Below are 23,322 nucleotides of genomic sequence, written 5' to 3' on the forward strand. Positions count from 1 at the left end.
CAAAAAACAAATTCCAAATAATTATTGGATTTTGAGAATTAAAAATTGTGATTTTACATTAAGACGGGTCTACTAAATAAAGTGGCTGTCCAAATTCAACAGGAGTACCATCTTCAACTAAAATTTTAACTATTTTACCTGAAACTTCAGATTCAATTTCATTAAATAATTTCATTGCTTCAATTATACAAACAACCGTATTTTCATTTACAGTATCGCCTACTTCACAAAAAACAGGTTTGTCTGGTGAAGGTTTTCTATAAAAAGTTCCAATAATTGGCGACTTAATTTCGATATATTTTGAAGCTTCCACTGGAGCAGAAACTTGCGGACTTAAAACTTCTTGAGGAGCTACTGCAGCAACATTTGGTATTTGTTGCATTAAAGGTGCTTGTTGAAGAATTGTTGTACCAACTTCCTCACCTCCAGTTTTAATAGTAATTTTAATATCTTCCATTTCTAGCTTAACTTCGCTAGCGCCAGATTTGGCAACAAATTTTATCAGATTTTGAATATCTTTTAAATCCATATTCGTAGTTTTAGTTGTTAATTAATTATGAATTGTATGCCCATTTTAAGTAAATAGATCCCCATGTGAATCCTCCACCAAATGCAGCAAAAATTATTTTATCTCCTTTTTTAAGTTGCTTTTCGTAATCAGCTAAAAGCAGTGGCAGCGTAGCAGATGTTGTATTTCCATACTTTTGAATATTCATCATTACTTTTGAGCTGTCTAATTTAATTCTGTTGGCAGTAGCTTCAATAATACGCTTATTAGCTTGATGCGCTGCTAACCATTGTATATCTTCTTTTGTTAAATTATTTCGCTCTAACATTTTTTCAGCAACATCAGCCATATTAAAAACAGCATTTTTAAAAACTGTTTTACCTTCTTGATAAACAAAATGCTCTTTATTTTTAACTGCTTCAGGTGTAACAGGGTAACAAGACCCTCCTACTTTTGCGCGTAAAAATTCTCTACCAGCACCATCACTTCTTAAGTACTCATCTTGCAAACCTAAACCTTCTGTTGATGGTTCAAATAAAACTGCTCCTGCACCATCTCCAAAAATAATACAAGTTGCTCTATCGGTGTAATCAATCATCGACGAACATTTATCAGCACCTATTAAAAGTACTTTTTTATATTTTCCAGATTCAATATAGCGTGCTGCTACAGACATTCCGTATAAAAAACTTGAACAAGCAGCTTCCAAATCAAATCCAAAAGCATTTACAGCTCCAATTTCAGAAGCCACATAAGCTGCAGTTGCAGCTGCCTGCATATCAGGTGTTGCTGTTGCAACCAACACTAATTCAATTTCTTTAGGATCTAAATTTCTCTTTTCTATAAGTTCTTGAGCAGCTTTAATAGCCATAAAAGAAGTCCCTAATCCTTCTCCTTTTAGAATTCTTCTCTCTTTAATCCCTGTTCTTGCTGTGATCCATTCATCATTGGTCTCAACCATTTCTTCCAACATCTTATTGGTTAAAATATCTTCAGGAACATACTTTCCAACGGCCGTAATAACTGCGGTAATTTTTGTCATATTCTTGCTTACGTTTTATAAAACAGAGTCGTCAAAGTAATGAAAATATTTTAACTTTTAGGCTGAAATTTATCACTTTCTAACGATTTTCGCTTTAATAAATGAAAAAAACCCTCAAAATGAGAGTTTTTAGCTTTATTTTAATTGTAAAGTTTACGCTTGAACTTCTTCAGCGTCAATTACAATTTGACCTCTATAGTATAATTTTCCTTCGTGCCAGTGAGCTCTGTGATATAAATGCGCCTCACCAGTTGTTGGATCGATAGCCACTTGCGGAGCTACTGCTTTATAATGAGTTCTTCTCTTGTCTCTTCTTGTTTTAGATATTTTTCTCTTAGGATGTGCCATTACTCTTATTTTTTGCTATTAGTATATTCTTTTAATTTATTCCATCTAGGATCAATTTCCCTAGCTGTATCTTCTTCCTCTTCTATTTCCTCTTCACTTACAATTTCAAATTCTTTCAATTTTTCTAATACTTCCGACTGCAATGTACCATCTTTTATTCCAGGATGTACTCTTTTAAGTGGAACATTTAACACAATTGCTTCATATATAAATTGCGCTACATTTATTTTATACTCTGAGTGAGGAATGATTAACAACTCTTCATTTTCATCATTGTATTGTTCTCCAAATTTCACAATTAAATCAATATTTGCACTTATTGGTTGTTGAAATCGCTCACTTGTTAAATCACAATCAACTTCAACCCAGCCATTACAAATAAAATTCAACTCAAACATTGTAGGTTTTTTTAAGAATGTTAAATTTACCTGTACGTTTGAATTATAAAACTCATCGTATTTAAAAAAATCAAAGAACTGTTGCCCAATTTCATAATCAAATTGGTGCACTCCATCTTTTAAACCAATAAAAGAAATATCAAAATCTTTTAAGTCTTTCATTTCGAACCTCAATTTGAGCGTGCAAAGATATAAAATTATATAAATATATTATACAATAATTTTTGAAATTTTATTGTTTTTATTTTTAGCGCTGTGTTTTTAAACTGTTTTTAGTCAAATCGTTATATTCTTCTCTAGTTGTGTAAACCTGAATTGCAGCGTAAACAGCTTCTTTAAATGAGTTAATATTAGCCAATCCTTTACCAGCAAGATCATAAGCGGTACCGTGATCAGGAGACATTCTAATCTTTTCTAAACCCGCCGTAAAGTTTACCCCACCTCCAAAAGCCAATGTTTTAAATGGTGCCAAACCTTGGTCATGATACATTGCTAAAATTGCATCAAATTTCTTGTAATTTTGTGAACCAAAAAAACTATCTGCCGCATAAGGACCGTAAACTAACTTCCCTTCATCTTGAATTTCAGCAATTGTTGGTCTAATAATTTCATCATCCTCTTTACCAATTACTCCGTGATCACCACAGTGAGGGTTTAAGCCCAAAATGGCAATTTTAGGTTTTGAAATGGCAAAATCTTGCACCAATGTATTATACATTATAGCAACTTTACTTTTAATTAAATCGGGTGTAATTGTTTTTGAAATTTCTGAAACAGGGATATGTCCTGTTATTAAACCAATCCTAAGATTGTCTGTCATCAATATCATTAAACTTTCACCTTCTAATTTTGATTCTAAGTACTCTGTATGCCCAGGGAATTTAAAATCTTCAGACTGAATATTGTCCTTATTAATAGGTGCAGTAACTAAGATATCTATTTCTCCATTTTTTAATGACTCAGTAGCAGCTTCCAAAGATTTAAAAGCATATTTACCTGAAGCTTCTGTTGGTATACCTAACTCAACTTCCAAATCGTCGTTCCAAAGGTTTACAATATTTACTTTTCCAAATACAACATTGCTAATATCTTTTACTCCATTAAAAGACAAATCAATATCCATAGATTTTTTATAGGCTGTAACTAATTTTGTACTTCCAAAAATAATAGGAGTACAAAAATCTAACATGCGCTTATCTAAAAAGGTTTTTAAAATAATTTCTATACCTACCCCATTATAATCCCCGATAGAAATTCCTAACTTTATTTTTTCAGATTTATTCATCAATTGCGTATAATATTCTTAATTTTGAGACTTCAAAAGTAATCAAATAAATTTACAAAATCATGTTTACAGGTATTATAGAAACTTTAGGTGTTGTTAAAAATATTGTTCAAGAAGGTGAAAATTTTCATATAACTATTGAAAGCAATTTGGCTTCAGAATTAAAAATTGACCAAAGTATTGCTCATAACGGTGTTTGCCTTACTATTGTTAATATTGACAATAATGAATATACCGTAACAGCGATTAAAGAAACATTAGATAAAACTAATTTTAAACACCTTAAAATTGGTGATAAAATTAATTTAGAACGCGCCATGATTTTAGGAGCTAGATTAGATGGACATATTGTACAGGGTCACGTTGATCAAACTGCAGTATGTACTAATGTTATTGAAGAAGATGGTAGCTGGGTTTTTAGTTTTGAATACGATACTGCATTTAGCAACATTACCATAGAAAAAGGCTCTATAACAGTAAACGGAACCAGTTTAACGGTTGTAAACTCAAAAAACAATAGTTTTTCAGTAGCTATAATTCCTTACACTTATGAGCATACTAACTTTCATACCTTTATAAAAGGAACTGTTGTAAATTTAGAATTTGATGTTATTGGAAAATATGTAGCTAGACTGCTTGAAAAGTAATTACTTTTTTCGTTTTAATTCAAAAACGCCATAAGCAATACCTGAAATAATTAAGAAACCCAATCCTCCATCAATAGGTAATCCTGGTGGAGGTGGTGGTACTGGTCCTGATTTATCTCCGGGTTTTGGAATAACTTGAGAATACCCAACAAAACTATTAAGCACTAAAAGAGTACATAACAATATCTTGTTAATTTTCTTTGACATTTTTTGGGGCTTCACTTAAAACTTTTAATATTAGATATATACTATTGGGCAAATATACTATTTTTTTTAACAAAAAAACAAATAGCAATCTGCAATAAAAAAAGCCTCACATTTCTGCAAGGCTTGCTGTATCTAGTGGTCCCACTTGGGCTCGAACCAAGGACCCTCTGATTATGAGTCAGATGCTCTAACCAGCTGAGCTATGGGACCTGAAATATGGCTGCAAAATTACTATTATTTTTTTTACCTACAATAGTTTTTTTCTTTTTATTGTTAAAATATTATTTAGTGTTTAAATAACAATTGTTAACTTATTGATTTTATATATTTTACTTGAAATTTTGTTTAAACCAAACTTTTTGAAATTCTCGTTTTAAAACAAGAAACACTATTTGATCAACAATTTCAGGTAAATCTTTTTCTTTTATTTTTAGCAATTCAGACTCCGAAACATCAACTCTGTATACAAAATTTAAATAATCATCATATTTATTGGTGATTAGATTTGATAAAATTGTTGTAAAATCTTCTTTTAATTGAATGGGCGAAATATTTTCTTCAAAAGAAAAGTACAAATTTGAAAGCTGAAAATCTTTGTTTATTTGTGCTACTAGTTTCGAATATAAATTTTCATCCTTACTGTTTTGCAATACTTCTATCGCGTTTTTAGCGACCAACATTATGCTTTTCTTTTCATTAAATTCAGCCCAAAATTTCTTAAGTACAATTTATTATCTTCAGAAATTGAGCTAGTTTCTAAAACTTTAAAAGCTTTGTTTGAATAAAATTCCATTTCATTTGAAGTTAACTGGGCTATGTTATATTTGTTAAAAATTGCAGTAACTTCATTTACTTTATTAAGATTTTTCTCTTTTGAATTGTATAATGAAATTAATTGTTGTTTGTCATTATCATCACAAACTTCCAACGCTCTTAAATACAAAAATGTTTTTTTGTTTTCAATAATATCTCCACCAATTTGTTTTCCAAAATCTTCATAATTTCCAAAAGTGTCTAAATAATCATCTTGCAACTGAAAAGCAACCCCTAAATTCAACCCAAAATCGTATATTTTTTGAGCTTCACTGGATTCAACTTCAGCAATTATAGCACCCATTTTCATAGCAGCTCCAACTAAAACAGAAGTTTTATTGGTAATCATATGAATGTATTCAGGTATCTCAACATCATTTCTTGTTTCAAAATCAACGTCTAATTGTTGCCCTTCACAAACTTCCAAAGCTGTTTTACTAAGCAAAACCATCAATTCTTTAAAAATTGAAACATCATAACTTTCTAAACATTGATAAGCTACAATCATCATAGCATCTCCCGACAAAATTCCTGTATTAACATCCCATTTTGTATGCACAGTTTCTTTACCTCTTCGTGCGGGTGCACTGTCCATAATATCATCATGTATTAAGGTAAAGTTATGAAAAACCTCAACCGCTAAAGCAGCATCATAAGCCTTACGCAAATTTCCTCCAAAAAGATCACAAGTCATCAATGTTAAAACCGGACGCAATCGCTTACCTCCTATTTGCAAAATGTAATGTATAGGTTCGTATAAATTTACTGGCTCCTTAACTTTAACTTTTTCATTTAAATAGTTGATAAAATCTTCTTTATAGGTATTGATTGACTTCATTTAAAAATTTTTATGTAAAAATACACCTTTCAATAATATTACAAAGTTTCAGTGTTAATTTTAAATATTATGAAATTATTAAACTTTGGAAACTTTATTTGTTTCTAAAGTTTCCTTTTATATATTTGCAACCCAATAGCATAAATTGAAATTGAATTTTATGAAAGAAGTAATTTTAGATAAAGCTGGAGAAATTTTCTTAAAACTTGGTTTTAAGAGCGTTACAATGGATGATATTGCCAACGAGCTTGGAATTTCAAAAAAAACAATTTATAAATATTTTAAAAACAAAGCCCATTTAGTTGATGAAACTACGTTTTACATGCACGAAGCAATGCACAAAGAAGCATTAAAAGTATATAATTTGGGTTATAATGCAATTCAAGAAAATTTTGAAGTAAACAAAGTTTTCAAAGGTTTTATGCAAAATTTAGACGATTCGCCTATTTATCAGCTTCAAAAATACTACCCAGAGACTTACAAAAAAATAATGTCACAAGAATTTTGTTTGTTTAAAGACTGCATGTTAAGTAACATTCAAAAAGGAATTAAAGAAGGCTTGTATAGAAAAGAAATTACAATAGACCAAGTTACAAAATTTTACTTTTCACTTATTATGAGTGTTCACGATTCAAATTTATACACGTACAGTAAAAATACCATCAACAAATTAGAAATAAATGTATTAGAATACCACACAAGAGCAATAGCTACAGAAAAAGGAATTGAAATTTTAGAAGAACAATTAAACAATATTTAAATATGAAAAAATATCTGATCCTAATTTTAGGAATAATAACTACTACTTTAAACGCACAAGAAACTTTGTCTTTGTCGCTTGATGAAGCCATTGCTTATGCGCTAAAAAATAGTTATGCAAGTATAAATGCAACTAGAGACCTTGAATATTCTAAACAAAAAAACAAAGAAACTGTTGCCTTTGGTTTACCACAACTTAATGCTGGACTTGATTACCAATATTGGATAAAACAGCAAGTTGCTTTAATTCCGGCTGAATTTGGCGGTGGAAATCCGGGTGATTTTGTTGAAGTAATATTTGGTACAAAAAATAGTTTATCGGCTTCAGCAACATTAACACAAGTAATTTTTGATGGATCTTATATTGTTGGCTTAGCTTACCTTGACACTTATATGCAAATTTCAAGAGATTCTAAAGAAAAAACGGAACTTGCAATTAGAGAAGCCGTAATTAATGCTTACGGAAATGTACTTTTTACTGAAGAAGGTATTTCAATACTTCAAAAAAACGTTGAAACTTTAGAAAAAAACTTAGAAGAAACCAATCAGATTTATTTAAATGGTCTTGCTGAAGAAGAAAGTGTAGAACAACTTAAACTAACCTTAGCTTCACTAAAAACAACCTTATCAAAAAGTCAAAAATTAAAAAATATCAATTATAAAATGTTCAATATTACCATTGGAGCAGATATTAACACAAACACAACTTTAACTGATAATTTAGACGATTTAACAAAAGAAAATATTGAATTTAGCTTGTTATCAAAAGAATTTAACATTGAAGATCATATTGATTTTAGAATTGCCGAAAATCAAGTTGAAGGCAGAGAAGCAGTTGTAAAATTAGAAAAAAGCAAGGCATTGCCAACATTAAATAGTTTTGTAAATTTTGGCTATATAGGCTATAGTGATACATTTTCATTTCATAAAAGTGAGCAAAATTGGTTCGACTCCTCTTTACTTGGAGTTAATTTAAGCGTTCCTATTTTTAGCGGATTGGCAAGAAGCGCCAGAACCCAACAAGCAAAAATTGAATACGACAAAGCAAAAACTAATTTTGATGAAACCCGTCAAAAAATAATGTTAGAATTAGAAACTGCAAAAGTAACTTATCAATATAGTGTTGAAGAATTTGAAACTTCGAAACAAAATTTAGCATTAGCAGAACGAATTGAAAAGAAACAACAAATTAAATTTTTTGAAGGACTTTCAACAAGTTTTGACCTTACAAATGCACAAAATCAATTGTACACAATGCAACAAAATTATTTACAAGCAATGTTAGATGTTATAGCTTCAAAAGCAGCCTTAGACAAAGCATTAAACACACCAATCAACAACTAAAAAACTATTAACATGAAATACTTTTATACCATAATAGCAGTCACTTTTTTATTCATCTCTTGTGGAGGACATGATGCAACACAAAGTTTAGATACCATACTTGAAGCTGGAGATATAACAGCTATCAAATCTAAAAGAGCTGAAATTGCCGCAAAACAAAAAGAACTTGGAGAACAACTACTTTTAATTGATGAAAAAATTGCTGAACTTCAGCCAAATAAAAAAATACCTTTAACAACTATTATTACTGCTAAAGAAGACGTTTTTAAGCATTATATAGATTTACAAGGAAATGTAACCACAAAAAGTAATTTGGTGATTTTTCCAGAATATGCCGGAATCTTAAAAGAAGTAAATGTTGTTGAAGGTCAAACTGTAAAAAAAGGTCAAATTTTAGCTCGAATAGATGATGGAGGCTTAAGTCAACAATTATCTCAATTAAAAATTCAACTAGAACTTTCAAAAACAACCTACGAACGTCAGGCTCGTTTATGGAATCAAAAAATTGGATCTGAAATGCAATATTTACAAACAAAATCTTCATATGAAGCACAACAAAAAGCCATTATTCAACTTGAAGAACAAGTAGCTAAAACAATCATTAAAGCCCCTTTTGATGGTACTATTGATGATGTTATAACACAACAAGGAAGTGTAGTTTCACCAGGTCAATCACAATTAATGCGTATTATCAATTTAAGCAATATGTATATTGAAACTGATGTTCCTGAGAGCCACATTAAAACCGTTACCAAAAACAAAAAAGTTATCATCGATTTTCCGGTATTAGGCATTACAATTGATGGCGAAATAAGACAAGCTGGAAACTTTATCAACCCAGCTAACAGAACTTTTAAAATTGAAGTTGCAGTTCCTAATAAAGACAATTCAATTAAACCAAATTTAACTGCAAAACTTAAAATTAACGATTATATAAACCCTAATGCCATATTAATACCGCAAAGTATTATTTCTGAAAATGCCAATGGTCAACAATATGTATATGTTGTTCAAGGCAGAAACGGTACTGACCAAGGTAGTGCACACAGAGTAATTATTGAAACTGGCCGAACTCAAGGAGATGAAATAGAAGTACTAGCTGGAATTTCAGTTGGAGATGAGATCATTAAAGAAGGTGCCAGAAGCATAAAAGATGCACAAACTGTAAAAATTTTAAACCTATAATTTATCAAAATGGCAAAACAAGAAAAACAAATTGATAAAGAGTTTAAACTATCATCCTGGGCAATAGACAACAAAACAACGATCTATGTACTAATGGTTTTAATTCTATTTTTAGGTATTTCGGCATTTTACAATATGCCACGTGAAAATTTTCCTGAAATTAAAGAAACAAAAATTTACATCAGCTCTGTTTTCCCCGGAAATACCGCTGAAGACATTGAAAAATTAATTACCAATCCGCTTGAAGAAAAACTAGAAACGGTTAGTAATGTTGTTGAAATTACCTCAACTTCTCAAGAAGACTACTCAATGGTAATTGTAGAGTTTGACGAACATGTTACTGTTGAGCAAGCCAAACAAAAAGTAAAAGATGAAATTGAATCTGAAACATCAAGTGAAGACTGGCCAACATTTAATGGCGCAAAAGTTGAACCAAATGTTTTTGAATTAAGTATATCTGAAGCTGTTCCAATTCTTAATATCAATATTTCTGGAGATTATCCTGTAGAACGTTTAAAAGAATTTGGAGAATACTTAGAAGATGAAATTGAAAATCTTCCTCAAATAAAAGAAGTTGACATTAGAGGTGCGCAAGAAAAAGAAGTAGAAGTTGCTGTTGATATTTTTAAAATGACTGCAGCTAAAGTAAACTACGACGACATTATTAATGCTATTAGTGCAGGAAACGTTACCATGTCTGCAGGTAATTTTATTGCAAGTGGACAAAGAAGAACTATTAGAATTATTGGCGAAATTGACAATCCTCAACAATTAGAAAATTTTGTTGTAAAATCTGAAAACGGAAACTCTATTTATTTAAAAGATGTTGCCTCAGTTGATTTTAAACCAAAAGACAAAACAACATATGCCCGAGAGTTTGGAAACACTGTTGTAATGCTTGATGTTAAAAAAAGAGCTGGTAAAAACATGGTCGATGCTGCAGAGCAAATACAAGAAATTGTAAAAAGTGCAAAAGAAAATGTATTTCCAGCAGATTTAGAAGTTACCATTGCAAACGACCAATCTTCTGTTACCGTTGGACAAGTAGATGATTTGGTAAACAACATTATTTTTGGAGTTATATTGGTTGTAACAGTACTTATGTTCTTCCTTGGTTTTAAAAATGCATTGTTTGTTGGGTTTGCCATACCAATGTCTATGTTTATGTCGTTAATGATTTTAGATATGCTTGGCTATACCTTAAATACAATGGTATTGTTTGGGTTAATTATGGGACTAGGAATGCTCGTAGACAATGGTATTGTTGTTGTTGAAAACGTATTCAGATTGATGGATGAAGAAGGCATGAGCCGTAAAGAAGCCGCTAAAAAAGGTATTGGAGAAATTGCATTTCCTATTATTATATCAACAGCAACAACAGTAGCTGCTTTTATACCTTTAGGACTTTGGCCAGGAGTTATGGGTCAGTTTATGATTATTTTACCAATAACGCTTTCAATAGTTTTAGGTTCATCACTATTTGTTGCAATATTCTTCAACTCTGTATTAGTTTCTCAGTTTATGACTACAGAAGATATTGATATGCCATTAAACAAAATTATAAAATTAACAAGCATCATATCTATAATAGGACTATTTATCGCATTTTTTGGTGGTTCTTACAGCACTCTTGGTATTTTAATGATTACCACAGCCATTTTATTATGGATTTACAGATTGTTTCTTAGAAAAATGGCTAACTATTTTCAAGAAAATATTTTAACAAAACTTGAGAGGTATTACGAAACAGCTTTAAGTAAATCTTTAAAAGGATGGAGAATGTATGTTTATACTGGTATTACAGTATTTTTATTGGTTTTCTCTTTTATCGCATTTGGAATTTCACTAGCCAAACAAAGAACTAAAGTCGAATTTTTTCCAGATAATAAACCCAATCAAATTATAGTTTATATTGAGTATCCTGAAGGTACAGATATTGAAAAAACGAATAAGATTACAAAACTTATTGAAAAACAGGTTTACGAAGTTTTAAATAATAATTTGTACTTAGATAATGGGTATAACTTTATGGTAGAAAGTGCTGTTTCGCAAGTTGGTGAAGGTGCTGGAAATCCACAAACCGATGGTGGCTCTGCTGCTGAAATGCCTCATAAAGCAAAAATAACAGCTTCTATGCGTGAATATAAATATCGCCGTGGAGAAGACAGTGAGTTACTAAGACAAAAAGTTCAAACAGCCTTGGTAGGAATTTATCCTGGTGTTTTAATTTCTGTTGAAAAAGATGCAAACGGACCACCTGCAGGACCTCCTGTAAATATTGAAATTGAAGGTAACGATTACAACGAACTTATTGCTACTGCAGAAAGAATGCGTGATTTTATCAATTCAAGAAATATCCCAGGGATTGACGAATTAAAAATTGATGTTAACAAAGACAAACCTGCAATGCAGGTAATTATTGACCGAGAAAAAGCTGGCGAATTAGGTGTTAGTTCAGTAAAAGTTGGTCAGCAATTAAGAAATTCAATTTTTGGTGCTAAAGCTGGTGTTTATAAAGAAAATGGAGAAGATTATGATATTTACGTTCGTTTTAACGAAGAAAATAGATATAGTACAAGTGCCATTTTTAACCAAAACATTACATTTAGAGATATGGCTTCAGGAAAAATTAAAGAAATTCCTGTTTCAACTGTTGCCAAACAAACAAATACATCTGGGTTTAGTGCAATTAAACACAAAGATGTTAAACGTGTTGTAACCGTTTATTCTGCATTAGCTCCTGGCTATACAGATGCTGGTGCTATTGTAAATCAAATTAGAGATGCAATGAATGATTTTACCAATTTACCTAAAGGTATTAAAATTGATTATACGGGTCAAATTGAAGAACAAAACAAACAAATGGCTTTTTTAATGGGCGCATTTTTTACCGGACTTTCTTTGATATTTTTCATCTTGATATTCCAATTTAACTCTATTTCTAAACCTGCAATTATTATGGGAGCAATCGCACTAAGTTTAATAGGTGTTTTTGGCGGAATGGTTATAACTGGTGATGCGTTTGTAATTATGATGACTATGATGGGTATTATTTCCCTCGCAGGTATTGTAGTAAACAACGGTGTGGTTTTATTGGATTATGCACAATTATTAATTGATAGAAAAAAATATGAATTAAATTTAGATGAAGATGAGTTTTTATCGTTAAACGACACTTATAACTGCATTGTTCTTGCTGGTAAAGCACGTTTAAGACCTGTACTTTTAACTGCCATTACAACTATTTTGGGACTTGTTCCTCTAGCTATTGGGTTAAACATAAATTTCTTTACCTTATTTAGCGAATTTAATCCACATATTTATATTGGTGGAGACAATGTTGTGTTTTGGGGACCATTGGCTTGGACAGTTATTTATGGCTTGTTTGTAGCAACATTTTTAACCTTAATTATAGTTCCTATATTTTTCTTATTATCAATTAAATTAAAATATAAACTGAAAAGAGTCCATTTTTAATTAATAATTATATTTATTTTAAAAAGGTATTTCATTCAATTGAAATACCTTTTTTTGCTATTTTTGATTTTATGCAACAACCCAAAACTTATTCCGTTGATGAAGCCACCAGGCTATTAGAAAACTATTGTGTTTACAGAGAACGCTGTCACAAAGAAATAGAGCAAAAATTATACGACCTAAAAATGATTCCTGAAGCTAAAGAAAAAATATTGCTTCATTTGATGCAGCACAATTTTTTAAATGAAGAACGATTTGCCAAAGCTTTTGTACGCGGAAAATTCAACATCAAGAAATGGGGGAAAATTAAAATTACAAACGAGTTAAAATTCAGAAATATTTCTGCTTACAATATCAAATCAGCTTTAAAAGAAATTGACCAAAACGATTATTTAACAAGTCTTCAACAATTGGCTGATAAAAAATTGCCACTTATAAAAGAGTCTAATTCTTATAAAAAATCGCAAAAACTCTCAACCTACCTAATTTCAAAAGGCTATGAAAATAATTTGGTTTATGAAATTGTAAAAAATTGTGTGAAGTACTAAATTTAACGATTAAAATTGGATAAAAACAAAGAGTCTTTTTCTTTATTTACCGCAATTACTTTTTGAACATTGTCGTTTGGAACAGTTACTGAAAGCACATAATGTTCAATTTTCCAGTTATTATCAATCTTTTTTAAAACACCCGAACCTCTGCAAATACCCATCCAAGTGTTCAACAATTCGTCAAACCAAGCCAGTTCACCTGTTTCATTTAAATAAATATTTCTATCAATTGCATTAAAGTTCCAAGCTTCACCGACATCAAAATAAGGTTTCGAAAAATTTTTAAATTGCTTCACATCCCAAACTTCTAAAGCATCAGTTCCAACAAAAACCGCATTACTACTCAAAGCGTTAAAATAAGCATCAAAATTAGCATTAGAAGCATTCAAGTGCCAAGTATCTAAAACTTCACTTATCTCCGTTTTAGCTTCTAAAATATGGGCTTCATCAATAGATTTCACCTTACAATTACAAGATGTAAACAGGGTAATTAAAACAACTATAATTGCTAATTTATTCATATATATATATATTTTACTTCACCATTGGTTTGAATTTTTTCACCTCAAATTCATCTTGAGGTTCTTCAGCTAACTCCAAAGGTGTCTCGGTATCAACTTCTAACAAATCTTGCAAATTTTTTGCCCTATAAACAGTATTTATTTTAGAATTTACTGCGGAATAAAGGGCTAATATTTGGGTTACTTCCTTTGAAACTGCTTCATCAGAAATTGAAGGAATTGTAGCCATATCTTCCAATCTCAACGTTTCATTATGCAACACATTAAAACGCACAATTACACTTGGCTGATTTAAAGATGCTATTCTAATGGAATCTTTCATCAACTTAACCAAACTCTCAAGTTCTGAAGCATTATTTAAAGCTTCAAAAATTGAAATGTTGTAATATGTCAATATAAAATCATCAACATCTTTGTATTCTTTCCAATTAGACAATTCATCATTGGCTTCAGGAATAAGCATTTCTCCTAATTTATTTGAAATCCGAATTGAACTTAACGACAACGAATCGATAGTTTGCTCGTTTGCTTGTGTTCTATTGGCCCTATTACATGAAAAAGTGAACAATAGAATTAGGAATAAAAAGGGATAAATAGTCTTCATTTTTAAACTTATGAATGCCAAAAATACTAATTTATATAATGTCTATTGTAAAAATTAGCAATTTGATAAAAAACCAGTTGTAAATATTTGAAAATTTAATTTCAGTACCTTTGAAAAATAACTTTAGGTAAGTTTTCAGTATGAAAAAAAAGATATTAATTATTGGTGCTTGCGGTCAAATTGGATCAGAATTAACATTAAAACTAAGAGATATTAATGGTCAAAATTCGATTATTGCTTCAGATATTAGAGAAGGCAATAAAGAATTGATGAAATCTGGCCCTTTTGAATTGGTAAATGCTATTGATTACAATTCTATTTTGACTATTGTTGAAAAACATCAGATTACTGAAATTTATTTAATGGCAGCCATGCTCTCTGCAACTGGTGAAAAATTTCCGGATAAAGCCTGGGAATTAAATATGAATTCGCTTTTTAACGTTTTAAATTTAGCCAAAGAAGGTAAAATACAAAAGGTATTTTGGCCAAGTTCTATTGCTGTTTTTGGACCATCAACACCGCAAGAAAACACGCCACAAGAAACCATTATGGAGCCTACGACCGTTTATGGCATTAGCAAACAAGCAGGTGAACGTTGGTGCGAATACTATCACAATAAATATGGTGTTGATGTTAGAAGTATTAGATACCCCGGAATTATAAGTTGGAAAACAAATCCAGGTGGTGGCACTACCGATTATGCAGTTGAAATTTATCACGAAGCCATTTTAAATGGTAATTACACGTGTTTTTTAAGCGAAAACACCAAATTGCCAATGATGTATATGGATGATGCTATTGAAGCTACCATGAAAATTATGGATGCAGAACCTGATACAATTAAAATTAGATCTTCATACAATTTAGCAGCCATCAGTTTTACGCCCAAAGAAATTGCTGCTGAAATTAAAAAGTCAATTCCTAATTTTCAAATTACGTACCAACCAGACTCCAGACAACAAATTGCTGATAGCTGGCCAAAAAGTATTGACGATACAAAAGCAAGAGAACATTGGGGATGGAAACATACCTTTGATTTGAAAAAAATGACTAACACAATGTTGGAAAATTTACAAATTAAAAATTCGAAAAAATTGTAATTTTATTTTATTTCAACCTTTTGCAGTTTTAAAAATAATTACTGAATTTTTTTTTAAAACTAAAATTGAATGCCATTTTAACTAAAATTTAATTCGCAATCTAAAACCGTTGTTTAACAATCTTTTAACAACAAAATCACTATAACGATTTCGCAATTTAATTACATTTATGATAATTATCATATTCAAGAACTCTTATATATTTTAATTTTGGAGTATTAGAAATTTTCTATAAAAAAGGCAAAATTTCGCCTTAAATTTTAACACAAATTAAGAAATAAATTAAAAAAATAATTAAATTATGAATATTTCACATATTGAACACATTGGAATCGCAGTAAACAACCTTGAAGAATCTATAAAATACTACGAAGGAGTACTTGGATTGAAATGTTACTCTATTGAAGAAGTTGTTGACCAAAAGGTGAAAACAGCTTTTTTTATGGTAGGAGACACTAAAATTGAATTGCTTGAAAGTACTTCACCTGATGGTCCTATTGGAAAATTTATTGAGAAAAAAGGACAAGGAATTCACCATCTTGCATTTGCAGTAGACAATGCAACTGAAGCTTTAAAATTAGCTGAAGAGCGTGGTGTTGCTTTGGTTGACAAAGTTTCTCGCAAAGGTGCTGAAGGTTTAAATATTGGATTTCTTCACCCAAAATCAACTCAGGGCGTTTTAACTGAATTATGCTCTAAAAAATAATTTTACAGAGCTTCACTAAAAGGAAATTGCATTGTATTATGGCAAATCAAGATAAAATCAATGAATTAATTGAAAAACGAGTCAAAGCCAAATTAGGTGGCGGCGAAAAACGTATTGATTCCCAACATGCAAAAGGTAAATTAACAGCTCGTGAAAGAATTGAAATCCTTTTAGATGAAGATAGCTTTGAAGAGTTTGACATGTTTGTTACCCATAGAACAAGTTCATTTGGTTTAGACAAACAAATTTACTTGTCAGACGGAGTTGTAACTGGTCACGGAACAATAGACGGTAGAATCGTGTATGTTTTTTCACAAGATTTTACCGTTTTTGGTGGCTCACTTTCTGAAACTTACGCACTAAAAATTTGCAAAATTATGGATATGGCCATGAAAACTGGCTCTCCTGTAATTGGATTAAATGATAGTGGTGGTGCCCGTATTCAAGAAGGTGTAAGATCTTTAGCTGGTTATGCTGAAATTTTTCAAAGAAACATTATGGCTTCTGGTGTCATTCCTCAAATATCATCCATATTAGGCCCTTGTGCAGGTGGCGCAGTTTACTCTCCTGCCCTAACCGATTTTACTATTATGACAGACCAAACAAGTTATATGTTTGTTACAGGTCCAAAAGTAGTACAATCTGTTACTGGAGAAGTTGTTACTACCGAACAGTTAGGTGGTGCGAATGTACACGCAACAAAATCGGGTGTAGCACATTTTTTAGCTGACAACGACGAAGAGAACTTATTGTTAATTAGAAAATTAATGAGTTACCTTCCTTCAAATAACTTGGAAGAACCACCAGCAATTGTTTGCGAAGACCCTATTGATAGATTGGATGACATTTTAAATGAAATTATTCCTGAAAATGCCAACCAACCTTACGATATTATTGATGTAATTTCTACCATTGTAGACAATGGTGAGTTTACAGAAGTACATAGAAACTATGCCAGAAACATTGTTGTTGGCTTTGCACGTTTCAATGGTCGTTCAGTTGGTATTGTTGCAAATCAACCAAAATATTACGCAGGTGTTTTAGATTGTGAAGCTTCACGCAAGGCTGCTCGTTTTGTACGTTTTTGCGATGCTTTTAACATTCCAATTGTAACCTTGGTTGATGTACCTGGTTTTTTACCTGGAACTGGTCAAGAATATGCAGGAATTATTATTCACGGTGCAAAATTATTATTCGCTTATGGCGAAGCTACTGTTCCAAAAGTAACTATTACACTAAGAAAATCTTACGGAGGTGCTCATGATGTAATGAGTTGTAAACAATTGCGTGGCGACTTAAATTACGCTTGGCCAACTGCAGAAATCGCAGTAATGGGCGCTAAAGGAGCTGTTGAAGTTTTAGAAGGTACAAACATTAGTAAGATTGAAGATGCTGAAGAAAAACAAGAATATATAGATAAAAAAGAAGACGAATACAATACCAAATTTGCAAACCCTTATGTGGCTGCTAAATATGGTTTTATTGACGATGTAATTGAACCAAGAAATACCCGTTTCAGAATTATTAGAGGTTTAGAATTATTAGCCAATAAAAAGGTTATAAATCCACCTAAAAAACATTCAAACATCCCTCTATAATGCTAATTACAAAATTATACATAGATCAAATGAGTGAAGGTTATGTTATCCTAATCACTGGGTTAACAATTGTATTTTTAGCCTTATTACTGCTATCCACTTTTTTTAAATATGGCTTGCCAATTTTACTTTACATCTATAAAATAATTACCAAAGGGAGAGATAAAAAAATAAAAGATATTACTGTTGAAACCGACAAAGAGTTTACAGGTGAAATTGCTGCTGTAATTGCAACTGCGGTTCATTTATATCTTAAAGAACAACACGACAATGAAAATGCAGTGCTTACCATAAAACAAGCTCGAAAACTTTATTCTCCGTGGAGTTCAAAAATATATGGCACACAAAACACACTGAAATAATTAAATCTGTTATACTTTAAAAATTATTCAAATGAAAAATTTCAAATTTAGAATATACGAGAATAACTACAATGTTAGAATTATTTCACATGAAGATAACATTATAGATTTAGAAGTAAACGGAACATCTTATTCTGTAAAATTAAGCGAAGAAGTTAAAGTAACCAAAACACCTACCATTGTTAGATCGGCTTCAAAAAAACCCGAACCGTTAAAAGTTAATTCAAATACTTCAAATGCTAAAATTGTAGCTCCTATTCCTGGTACTGTTTTATCTATAGACGTTAAAGTTGGAGACACTATCAAATTAGGAGATAGATTATTGGTATTAGAAGCCATGAAAATGGAAAACAATATTGCTTCAGAAAAATCAGGAATTATTACAGCTATTAATGTAACCGTTGGACAGCAAGTTTTACAAAATGAAGTAATGATTGAAATTGGATAAATTTGAATTTTAAAGCTTCAACATAAAAAATCAATAAGTATAAATATACATTAAATGAAAAGAGTATTGTTAATTTTTGGGGTTATTTCGTTACTGGTTTGTATTAGACCTGTACTTGGCCTTACAACTAATACTCAAAATACCATTGAACAAACTTCGCTAGAACAAACCGAAACACAACAAAGTGGTTCATTTGTACAAGAAGCATTTAATGGAATCAATCAATTTTACCAATATACTGGTTTTGCAAACGCTTCGTGGGGCAATGTAACTATGATTTTTATTGGTATTGTTTTTATATACTTAGGTATAAAATTTGACTACGAACCACTGCTTTTAATACCAATTGGAGCTGGTGTTATTATAGGAAATATTCCTTTTGTAGCAGGAAATCAAACTGGTATTTACGAAACTGGCTCAGTTCTAAATTACTTGTATTTTGGGGTGGTAAAAGGGATTTATCCTCCGCTTATTTTCTTAGGAATTGGTGCTATGACAGATTTCTCATCACTTATAGCCAATCCTAAATTAATGCTATTAGGCGCCGCAGCGCAAATTGGTGTATTTGCTACATTTTTAGGTGCATTATACCTAGGTTTTAATTTGCCTGAAGCAGGTGCAATTGGAATTATTGGTGGAGCCGATGGCCCAACAGCAATTTTCCTTTCTTCAAAATTAGCAAACGGTATAAATATATTACCTGATGGTACAACTGTTAAAAACTTAATTGGCCCAATTGCCATTGCAGCTTATTCATATATGGCATTGGTACCGGTAATTCAACCACCAATTATGAAACTGTTAACCACTAAAAAAGAAAGGTTAATTAGAATGAAACCTCCAAGAGCGGTTTCGCAAAAAGAAAAAATGATTTTTCCAATTGTTGCTTTGTTATTAACAACATTTATTTCTCCAAGTGCATTGCCTTTATTAGGTATGCTTTTCTTTGGAAATTTATTGAAAGAATCTGGAAGAACAGAACGTTTGGCAGATACTGCCAGAACCAAAATGATAGATATAGTTACCATTCTTTTAGGAGTTACCGTTGGAGCATCTACACAAGCCGATATTTTTATAACCAAAGATTCTATGCTGATATTTGGTTTAGGAGCTATCTCGTTTGTTATCGCAACAATGGGCGGTTTATTGTTCGCTAAATTTATGAACTTGTTCTTAAAAGGTGATGACAAATTAAATCCGCTAATTGGTGCCGCAGGAGTTTCAGCAGTACCAGATAGCGCAAGAGTTGTACATACTGAAGGTCTAAAAGCCGATAAAAACAATTATTTATTAATGCACGCAATGGCACCAAATGTTTCTGGTGTAATTGGCTCAGCAATTGCGGCAGGTATTATACTGAGCTTTTTAGGTTAAAAAAAATTATCAAATTAAATATTATAGTAAATTAAAATAAGATGGAGATACCAAATTTAATGACAGCAGATCAGGCTGTAAAATTAATCAAATCAGGAGATAGAGTTTTAATTCAAGGAGGGTCGGCAACGCCACAAGCCTTAATTAATGCAATGGTTGCAAGAGCACCAGAATTGAAAGGAGTAGAAGTATGTCACTTACATACTGAAGGAGCATGCGGATATACTGCACCTGAATTAAGAGAAAGCTTCCATACCAGTGCATTTTTTCTTGGTGGAAATATAAGAAAAATGGTAGGTGATACTGTAGATTATATTCCAATCTTTTTAAGTGACATTCCAAGTTTATTCCGTCAAGGTTATATGAATTTAGACGTGGTTTTAGTAAATGTTTCACCACCTGACAACCACGGATTTTGTTCATTAGGAGTTTCTGTCGATATTGTACTTGCTGGTATTGAACACGGAAAAACAGTTATTGCACAAATTAACCCACGTATGCCAAGAACTTTTGGTGATGCTCAAGTTCACTTAAGAAACTTTACAGCTTGTATTGAAGTTGTTGAAGAAATTTACGAAATGAAATTTGTGAGCCCTTCAGAAGAAGAAAAATCAATTGGTAAAAATATCGCTGGAATTATTGATGATGGAGCTACGCTTCAAATGGGTATTGGTGGTATTCCAAACGCAGTTTTAACTTTCTTACACAACCATAAAAATTTAGGTGTACATACTGAAATGTTCTCTGAAGGATTGGTTGACTTAGTTGAAAAAGGAATTGTAAATGGTTCTCAAAAGAAAACAAACCCTTACAAAATTGTATCAGGATTTGCAATGGGAACAAGACGTTTATACGATTTTATGGACAACAACCCTGAAATTGAAATGAGAGATATTGCCTATGTTAACGACACTGCAATTATCCGTCAAAATCCAAAAGCTACCGCTATTAACTCAGCTATTGAAGTTGACTTAACAGGTCAAGTTTGTGCCGATTCTATTGGACCAAGAATGTATTCTGGAGTAGGTGGTCAAATGGACTTTATGCGTGGATCTGCTTTATCACCAGGTGGTAAGCCAATTATTGCAATTACATCAGTAACTGGTAGAGGAGTTTCAAAAATTGTTCCTATGTTAAAACAAGGAGCTGGTGTAGTAACTACACGTGCACACGCAAGATATGTGGCTACTGAGTTTGGTATTGCTGAATTATTTGGTAAAAACTTAAAACAACGTGCACAAGCTTTAAGAGATATTGCACACCCAGATCACCAAGCGCAATTAGATGAAGCTATTTTCGAAAGATTTGGAAGTAGTTTAGCTATAAAATAACTTTTAAAAATTGCTGGTATTTTGTAAATTTACCAGCAATTTAATTTTCACTATTAATAGAAAAATATGAACAAAACAAAAAAATCACTTTTTCCTGAATTTAATCCTGTCTCAAAACAAGAATGGATTGAAAAAGTGAATGTTGATTTAAAAGGTGCAGATTTTGACAAAACACTTGTTTGGAAAAACTTGAGCGACATCAGTATCCAACCTTTTTACAACACAGAAGACAGCATTACACAATTACAAAATACAGGAGAAAATTCTCAATCTCTTGTAAACTACCGTTTGATTTCTGCATGTTGCAACGAAAGCAACAATAAATTAGCTTTAAAAGCTATTGAAGAAGGAATGAACGGATTGATATTTAACATTTGCGAAAACTGCAAACCTGCAGAACTTTTAAAAGACATTAACTTAAACGAAATTACTGTTGCATTTAATTTAGAAAAAAATGCTGTTGCATTTGCTACAGATTTCTTTGCTTTTGTTAATAACAGTGGTGTTGCCGTTGAAAACTTAAAAGGATATTTCAATACATCTTTAATTTCAAATTACGTAACAACAGGAGCTTTTGAAGCTAACGCTTTTGCTACTGTTGCACAATTGGTTAAACTAGCTGCTAATTATCCTAATTTTAAAGCAATTACAATTTCAGGAACTGAATATTTAGATTCAGGTGCTAACCAAGCACAAGAAGTTGCATACACTTTAAACTCATTGGTATACGCTATTGAACAATTATCTCAAAATGGTCTTGAAGTTCAAACAATTTTTAACAACCTTAACTTTAACTTAGCAATAGGTTTAGAGTATTTTGTTGAAATTGGAAAATTTAGAGCATTTAATAACTTATTAGCTGAAATTGCTGCAAAATTTGGTGTTGCTGAATTTTCAAATACAGTAACTGCTAAAACTTGTATCTGGACAAAATCTGTTACAGATGCAGAAACTAACTTATTACGTTGCACTACAGAAGCTATGTCTGCAATCTTAGGAAATGTAGATGGTATTTTAATTGATGCTTACGATAAAGAATTTAAAGACGCTTCAGATTTTTCAAGTAGAATTGCAGGAAACATTACAACTATATTAAGAGAAGAATCTTACTTTGGTAAAGTTGCAAACCCTGTTGATGGTTCTTATTATATTGAAGAAGTTTCTACTAAATTGGCTGAAAAAGCATTAGAATTATTCAAATCTATTGAAGCTAACGGTGGTTTTTATACAGCTTTTGAAAACGAAACAATTCAACAACAAATTGCTGAAATTCGTTTACAAAAACTAAAATTAATCAGTCAAAGAAGAATGCCTTTAGTTGGTATTAACAAATACCCTAACTTAATGGAAAAAGTTCCTGCTACTATTCTTTCAGAAGGAGCTGTTGAAAATTCAAAAGTTTTAACTCCAAGAAGAGCATCGCTAGAAATTGAAGCATTAAGAAGAAAAACTGAAGAATTAGTAGACGCTACTAAAGTACGTCCTGTTGTACAGTTAGCAAGTTTTGGTAACTTAAACATGCGTAAAGCTAGAGCTGCTTTTGCTTACGACTTTATTGGTGTAAGTGGTTTTACAGTTTTACAAGAACAAAGTTTTGAAAGTGCTGAAAAAGCAGCTACTGAAAGTGCAAAATCAGATGCTCACGTTGTAGTTATCTGTAGTTCAGATCAAGATTACGACGAAAGCGCTCTTGATTTTGTTAAAGCATTTAGAGCAATAACTACTAAAAAAGTATTGATCTTGGCTGGTGCTCCAAAAAATATGGATGAATTAACTGAAGCTGGTTTAGATGGTGTGGTTAATATGCGTACAGACGTTTTAACAACGCTTTCAAGCATACAAGAAAAAGTTCAAAAAACATTAAAATCTTAAGAAG

The 23,322-nt window shown here is 31.5% G+C and carries 24 protein-coding genes and 1 tRNA gene; 14 read left to right on the top strand and 11 right to left on the bottom strand.

Going from position 1 to position 23,322, the window contains the following annotated elements:
* Positions 1–58: 58 nt before the first annotated feature.
* From accB to pdxA, 5 genes are all read right to left on the bottom strand, one after another.
* The gene (accB, locus tag EC396_RS16985) at positions 59–529 is read right to left on the bottom strand and encodes an acetyl-CoA carboxylase biotin carboxyl carrier protein (protein ID WP_129368052.1); all 471 of its coding nucleotides are present in this window, start codon (positions 527–529) and stop codon (positions 59–61) included.
* A gap of 25 nt (positions 530–554) precedes the next feature.
* Entirely contained in the window at positions 555–1,550 is a 996-nt protein-coding gene (locus EC396_RS16990) for a beta-ketoacyl-ACP synthase III (RefSeq protein ID WP_129368053.1), read from the bottom strand.
* A gap of 153 nt (positions 1,551–1,703) precedes the next feature.
* Positions 1,704–1,898 (bottom strand): 50S ribosomal protein L32, encoded by a 195-nt coding sequence (gene rpmF / locus EC396_RS16995; protein WP_129368054.1) that lies wholly within the window; start codon positions 1,896–1,898, stop codon positions 1,704–1,706.
* A 5-nt stretch (positions 1,899–1,903) separates the two neighbouring features.
* A complete protein-coding gene (locus tag EC396_RS17000; RefSeq protein ID WP_129368055.1) occupies positions 1,904–2,458 on the bottom strand; it encodes a DUF177 domain-containing protein in 555 nt (184 codons plus the stop codon).
* Positions 2,459–2,543: 85 nt separating this feature from the next.
* Entirely contained in the window at positions 2,544–3,581 is a 1,038-nt protein-coding gene (pdxA, locus tag EC396_RS17005; RefSeq protein WP_205757982.1) for a 4-hydroxythreonine-4-phosphate dehydrogenase PdxA, read from the bottom strand.
* A 62-nt stretch (positions 3,582–3,643) separates the two neighbouring features.
* Here pdxA and EC396_RS17010 point away from each other — a divergent pair, with 62 nt between their 5' ends.
* Positions 3,644–4,228, top strand: coding sequence for a riboflavin synthase (locus EC396_RS17010; protein ID WP_129368057.1), 585 nt, complete (start codon positions 3,644–3,646; stop codon positions 4,226–4,228).
* On the opposite strand, the gene EC396_RS17015 is transcribed toward EC396_RS17010, so the two are convergent.
* The 4 genes from EC396_RS17015 to EC396_RS17030 form a co-directional block, all read right to left on the bottom strand.
* Positions 4,229–4,435, bottom strand: coding sequence for a PID-CTERM protein-sorting domain-containing protein (locus EC396_RS17015; RefSeq protein WP_129368058.1), 207 nt, complete (start codon positions 4,433–4,435; stop codon positions 4,229–4,231). It abuts the gene before it with no gap.
* Between the two features lie 136 nt (positions 4,436–4,571).
* Positions 4,572–4,645, bottom strand: a tRNA-Ile gene (locus EC396_RS17020).
* A 119-nt stretch (positions 4,646–4,764) separates the two neighbouring features.
* A complete protein-coding gene (locus EC396_RS17025) occupies positions 4,765–5,085 on the bottom strand; it encodes a hypothetical protein (RefSeq protein ID WP_164975342.1) in 321 nt (106 codons plus the stop codon).
* A gap of 29 nt (positions 5,086–5,114) precedes the next feature.
* A complete protein-coding gene (locus tag EC396_RS17030) occupies positions 5,115–6,086 on the bottom strand; it encodes a polyprenyl synthetase family protein (RefSeq protein ID WP_129368060.1) in 972 nt (323 codons plus the stop codon).
* A gap of 160 nt (positions 6,087–6,246) precedes the next feature.
* Between EC396_RS17030 and EC396_RS17035 the strand changes: the two genes are divergently transcribed.
* The 5 genes from EC396_RS17035 (at position 6,247) to EC396_RS17055 (ending at position 13,399) form a co-directional block, all read left to right on the top strand.
* A complete protein-coding gene (locus tag EC396_RS17035) occupies positions 6,247–6,846 on the top strand; it encodes a TetR/AcrR family transcriptional regulator (protein ID WP_129368061.1) in 600 nt (199 codons plus the stop codon).
* Between the two features lie 2 nt (positions 6,847–6,848).
* Complete coding sequence (locus EC396_RS17040; RefSeq protein ID WP_129368062.1) at positions 6,849–8,189, top strand: TolC family protein; 1,341 nt, start codon at positions 6,849–6,851, stop codon at positions 8,187–8,189.
* A gap of 12 nt (positions 8,190–8,201) precedes the next feature.
* Positions 8,202–9,374, top strand: a complete 1,173-nt coding sequence (locus EC396_RS17045) for an efflux RND transporter periplasmic adaptor subunit (RefSeq protein ID WP_129368063.1) — start codon at positions 8,202–8,204, stop codon at positions 9,372–9,374.
* Between the two features lie 9 nt (positions 9,375–9,383).
* Positions 9,384–12,851: an efflux RND transporter permease subunit gene (locus EC396_RS17050; RefSeq protein WP_129368064.1), complete on the top strand. Its 3,468-nt coding sequence runs from the start codon at positions 9,384–9,386 to the stop codon at positions 12,849–12,851.
* 71 nt (positions 12,852–12,922) lie between these two features.
* Positions 12,923–13,399, top strand: coding sequence for a regulatory protein RecX (locus tag EC396_RS17055; protein WP_129368065.1), 477 nt, complete (start codon positions 12,923–12,925; stop codon positions 13,397–13,399).
* Positions 13,400–13,401: 2 nt separating this feature from the next.
* Here the strand turns inward: EC396_RS17055 and EC396_RS17060 are convergent, their stop codons facing one another.
* Both EC396_RS17060 and EC396_RS17065 read right to left on the bottom strand, forming a co-directional pair.
* Complete coding sequence (locus EC396_RS17060) at positions 13,402–13,923, bottom strand: nuclear transport factor 2 family protein (RefSeq protein WP_129368066.1); 522 nt, start codon at positions 13,921–13,923, stop codon at positions 13,402–13,404.
* Positions 13,924–13,936: 13 nt separating this feature from the next.
* Entirely contained in the window at positions 13,937–14,527 is a 591-nt protein-coding gene (locus EC396_RS17065) for a hypothetical protein (RefSeq protein ID WP_129368067.1), read from the bottom strand.
* 140 nt (positions 14,528–14,667) lie between these two features.
* Between EC396_RS17065 and EC396_RS17070 the strand changes: the two genes are divergently transcribed.
* The 8 genes from EC396_RS17070 (at position 14,668) to EC396_RS17105 (ending at position 23,318) form a co-directional block, all read left to right on the top strand.
* On the top strand, positions 14,668–15,627 hold the full coding sequence (locus tag EC396_RS17070) for an NAD-dependent epimerase/dehydratase family protein (RefSeq protein ID WP_129368068.1): 960 nt from the start codon (positions 14,668–14,670) through the stop codon (positions 15,625–15,627).
* Between the two features lie 301 nt (positions 15,628–15,928).
* Positions 15,929–16,333, top strand: a complete 405-nt coding sequence (gene mce, locus EC396_RS17075) for a methylmalonyl-CoA epimerase (RefSeq protein ID WP_129368069.1) — start codon at positions 15,929–15,931, stop codon at positions 16,331–16,333.
* A 38-nt stretch (positions 16,334–16,371) separates the two neighbouring features.
* Positions 16,372–17,931 (top strand): acyl-CoA carboxylase subunit beta, encoded by a 1,560-nt coding sequence (locus tag EC396_RS17080; RefSeq protein ID WP_129368070.1) that lies wholly within the window; start codon positions 16,372–16,374, stop codon positions 17,929–17,931.
* Complete coding sequence (locus tag EC396_RS17085; protein ID WP_129368071.1) at positions 17,931–18,293, top strand: OadG family protein; 363 nt, start codon at positions 17,931–17,933, stop codon at positions 18,291–18,293. The genes EC396_RS17080 and EC396_RS17085 overlap by 1 nt, the downstream gene beginning before the upstream one ends.
* 31 nt (positions 18,294–18,324) lie before the next feature.
* A complete protein-coding gene (locus EC396_RS17090) occupies positions 18,325–18,741 on the top strand; it encodes a biotin/lipoyl-containing protein (protein WP_129368072.1) in 417 nt (138 codons plus the stop codon).
* A gap of 54 nt (positions 18,742–18,795) precedes the next feature.
* A complete protein-coding gene (locus EC396_RS17095) occupies positions 18,796–20,115 on the top strand; it encodes a sodium ion-translocating decarboxylase subunit beta (protein WP_129368073.1) in 1,320 nt (439 codons plus the stop codon).
* Between the two features lie 41 nt (positions 20,116–20,156).
* Positions 20,157–21,446, top strand: coding sequence for an acetyl-CoA hydrolase/transferase family protein (locus EC396_RS17100; RefSeq protein WP_129368074.1), 1,290 nt, complete (start codon positions 20,157–20,159; stop codon positions 21,444–21,446).
* 66 nt (positions 21,447–21,512) lie between these two features.
* Complete coding sequence (locus tag EC396_RS17105; protein WP_129368075.1) at positions 21,513–23,318, top strand: methylmalonyl-CoA mutase family protein; 1,806 nt, start codon at positions 21,513–21,515, stop codon at positions 23,316–23,318.
* Positions 23,319–23,322: the final 4 nt, after the last annotated feature.

Origin of the sequence: Lutibacter sp. HS1-25, assembly GCF_004121075.1 — a bacterium.
Lineage (GTDB): Bacteria > Bacteroidota > Bacteroidia > Flavobacteriales > Flavobacteriaceae > Lutibacter.

Excerpts from the sequence above, each read along its gene's own strand:
- accB (WP_129368052.1), bottom strand. The coding sequence starts at position 529 with ATGGATTTAAAAGATATTCAAAATCTGATAAAATTTGTTGCCAAATCT.
- EC396_RS16990 (WP_129368053.1), bottom strand. The coding sequence starts at position 1,550 with ATGACAAAAATTACCGCAGTTATTACGGCCGTTGGAAAGTATGTTCCT.
- rpmF (WP_129368054.1), bottom strand. The coding sequence starts at position 1,898 with ATGGCACATCCTAAGAGAAAAATATCTAAAACAAGAAGAGACAAGAGA.
- EC396_RS17000 (WP_129368055.1), bottom strand. The coding sequence starts at position 2,458 with ATGAAAGACTTAAAAGATTTTGATATTTCTTTTATTGGTTTAAAAGAT.
- pdxA (WP_205757982.1), bottom strand. The coding sequence starts at position 3,581 with ATGAATAAATCTGAAAAAATAAAGTTAGGAATTTCTATCGGGGATTAT.
- EC396_RS17010 (WP_129368057.1), top strand. The coding sequence starts at position 3,644 with ATGTTTACAGGTATTATAGAAACTTTAGGTGTTGTTAAAAATATTGTT.
- EC396_RS17015 (WP_129368058.1), bottom strand. The coding sequence starts at position 4,435 with ATGTCAAAGAAAATTAACAAGATATTGTTATGTACTCTTTTAGTGCTT.
- EC396_RS17030 (WP_129368060.1), bottom strand. The coding sequence starts at position 6,086 with ATGAAGTCAATCAATACCTATAAAGAAGATTTTATCAACTATTTAAAT.
- EC396_RS17035 (WP_129368061.1), top strand. The coding sequence starts at position 6,247 with ATGAAAGAAGTAATTTTAGATAAAGCTGGAGAAATTTTCTTAAAACTT.
- EC396_RS17040 (WP_129368062.1), top strand. The coding sequence starts at position 6,849 with ATGAAAAAATATCTGATCCTAATTTTAGGAATAATAACTACTACTTTA.
- EC396_RS17045 (WP_129368063.1), top strand. The coding sequence starts at position 8,202 with ATGAAATACTTTTATACCATAATAGCAGTCACTTTTTTATTCATCTCT.
- EC396_RS17050 (WP_129368064.1), top strand. The coding sequence starts at position 9,384 with ATGGCAAAACAAGAAAAACAAATTGATAAAGAGTTTAAACTATCATCC.
- EC396_RS17055 (WP_129368065.1), top strand. The coding sequence starts at position 12,923 with ATGCAACAACCCAAAACTTATTCCGTTGATGAAGCCACCAGGCTATTA.
- EC396_RS17060 (WP_129368066.1), bottom strand. The coding sequence starts at position 13,923 with ATGAATAAATTAGCAATTATAGTTGTTTTAATTACCCTGTTTACATCT.
- EC396_RS17065 (WP_129368067.1), bottom strand. The coding sequence starts at position 14,527 with ATGAAGACTATTTATCCCTTTTTATTCCTAATTCTATTGTTCACTTTT.
- EC396_RS17070 (WP_129368068.1), top strand. The coding sequence starts at position 14,668 with ATGAAAAAAAAGATATTAATTATTGGTGCTTGCGGTCAAATTGGATCA.
- mce (WP_129368069.1), top strand. The coding sequence starts at position 15,929 with ATGAATATTTCACATATTGAACACATTGGAATCGCAGTAAACAACCTT.
- EC396_RS17080 (WP_129368070.1), top strand. The coding sequence starts at position 16,372 with ATGGCAAATCAAGATAAAATCAATGAATTAATTGAAAAACGAGTCAAA.
- EC396_RS17085 (WP_129368071.1), top strand. The coding sequence starts at position 17,931 with ATGCTAATTACAAAATTATACATAGATCAAATGAGTGAAGGTTATGTT.
- EC396_RS17090 (WP_129368072.1), top strand. The coding sequence starts at position 18,325 with ATGAAAAATTTCAAATTTAGAATATACGAGAATAACTACAATGTTAGA.
- EC396_RS17095 (WP_129368073.1), top strand. The coding sequence starts at position 18,796 with ATGAAAAGAGTATTGTTAATTTTTGGGGTTATTTCGTTACTGGTTTGT.
- EC396_RS17100 (WP_129368074.1), top strand. The coding sequence starts at position 20,157 with ATGGAGATACCAAATTTAATGACAGCAGATCAGGCTGTAAAATTAATC.
- EC396_RS17105 (WP_129368075.1), top strand. The coding sequence starts at position 21,513 with ATGAACAAAACAAAAAAATCACTTTTTCCTGAATTTAATCCTGTCTCA.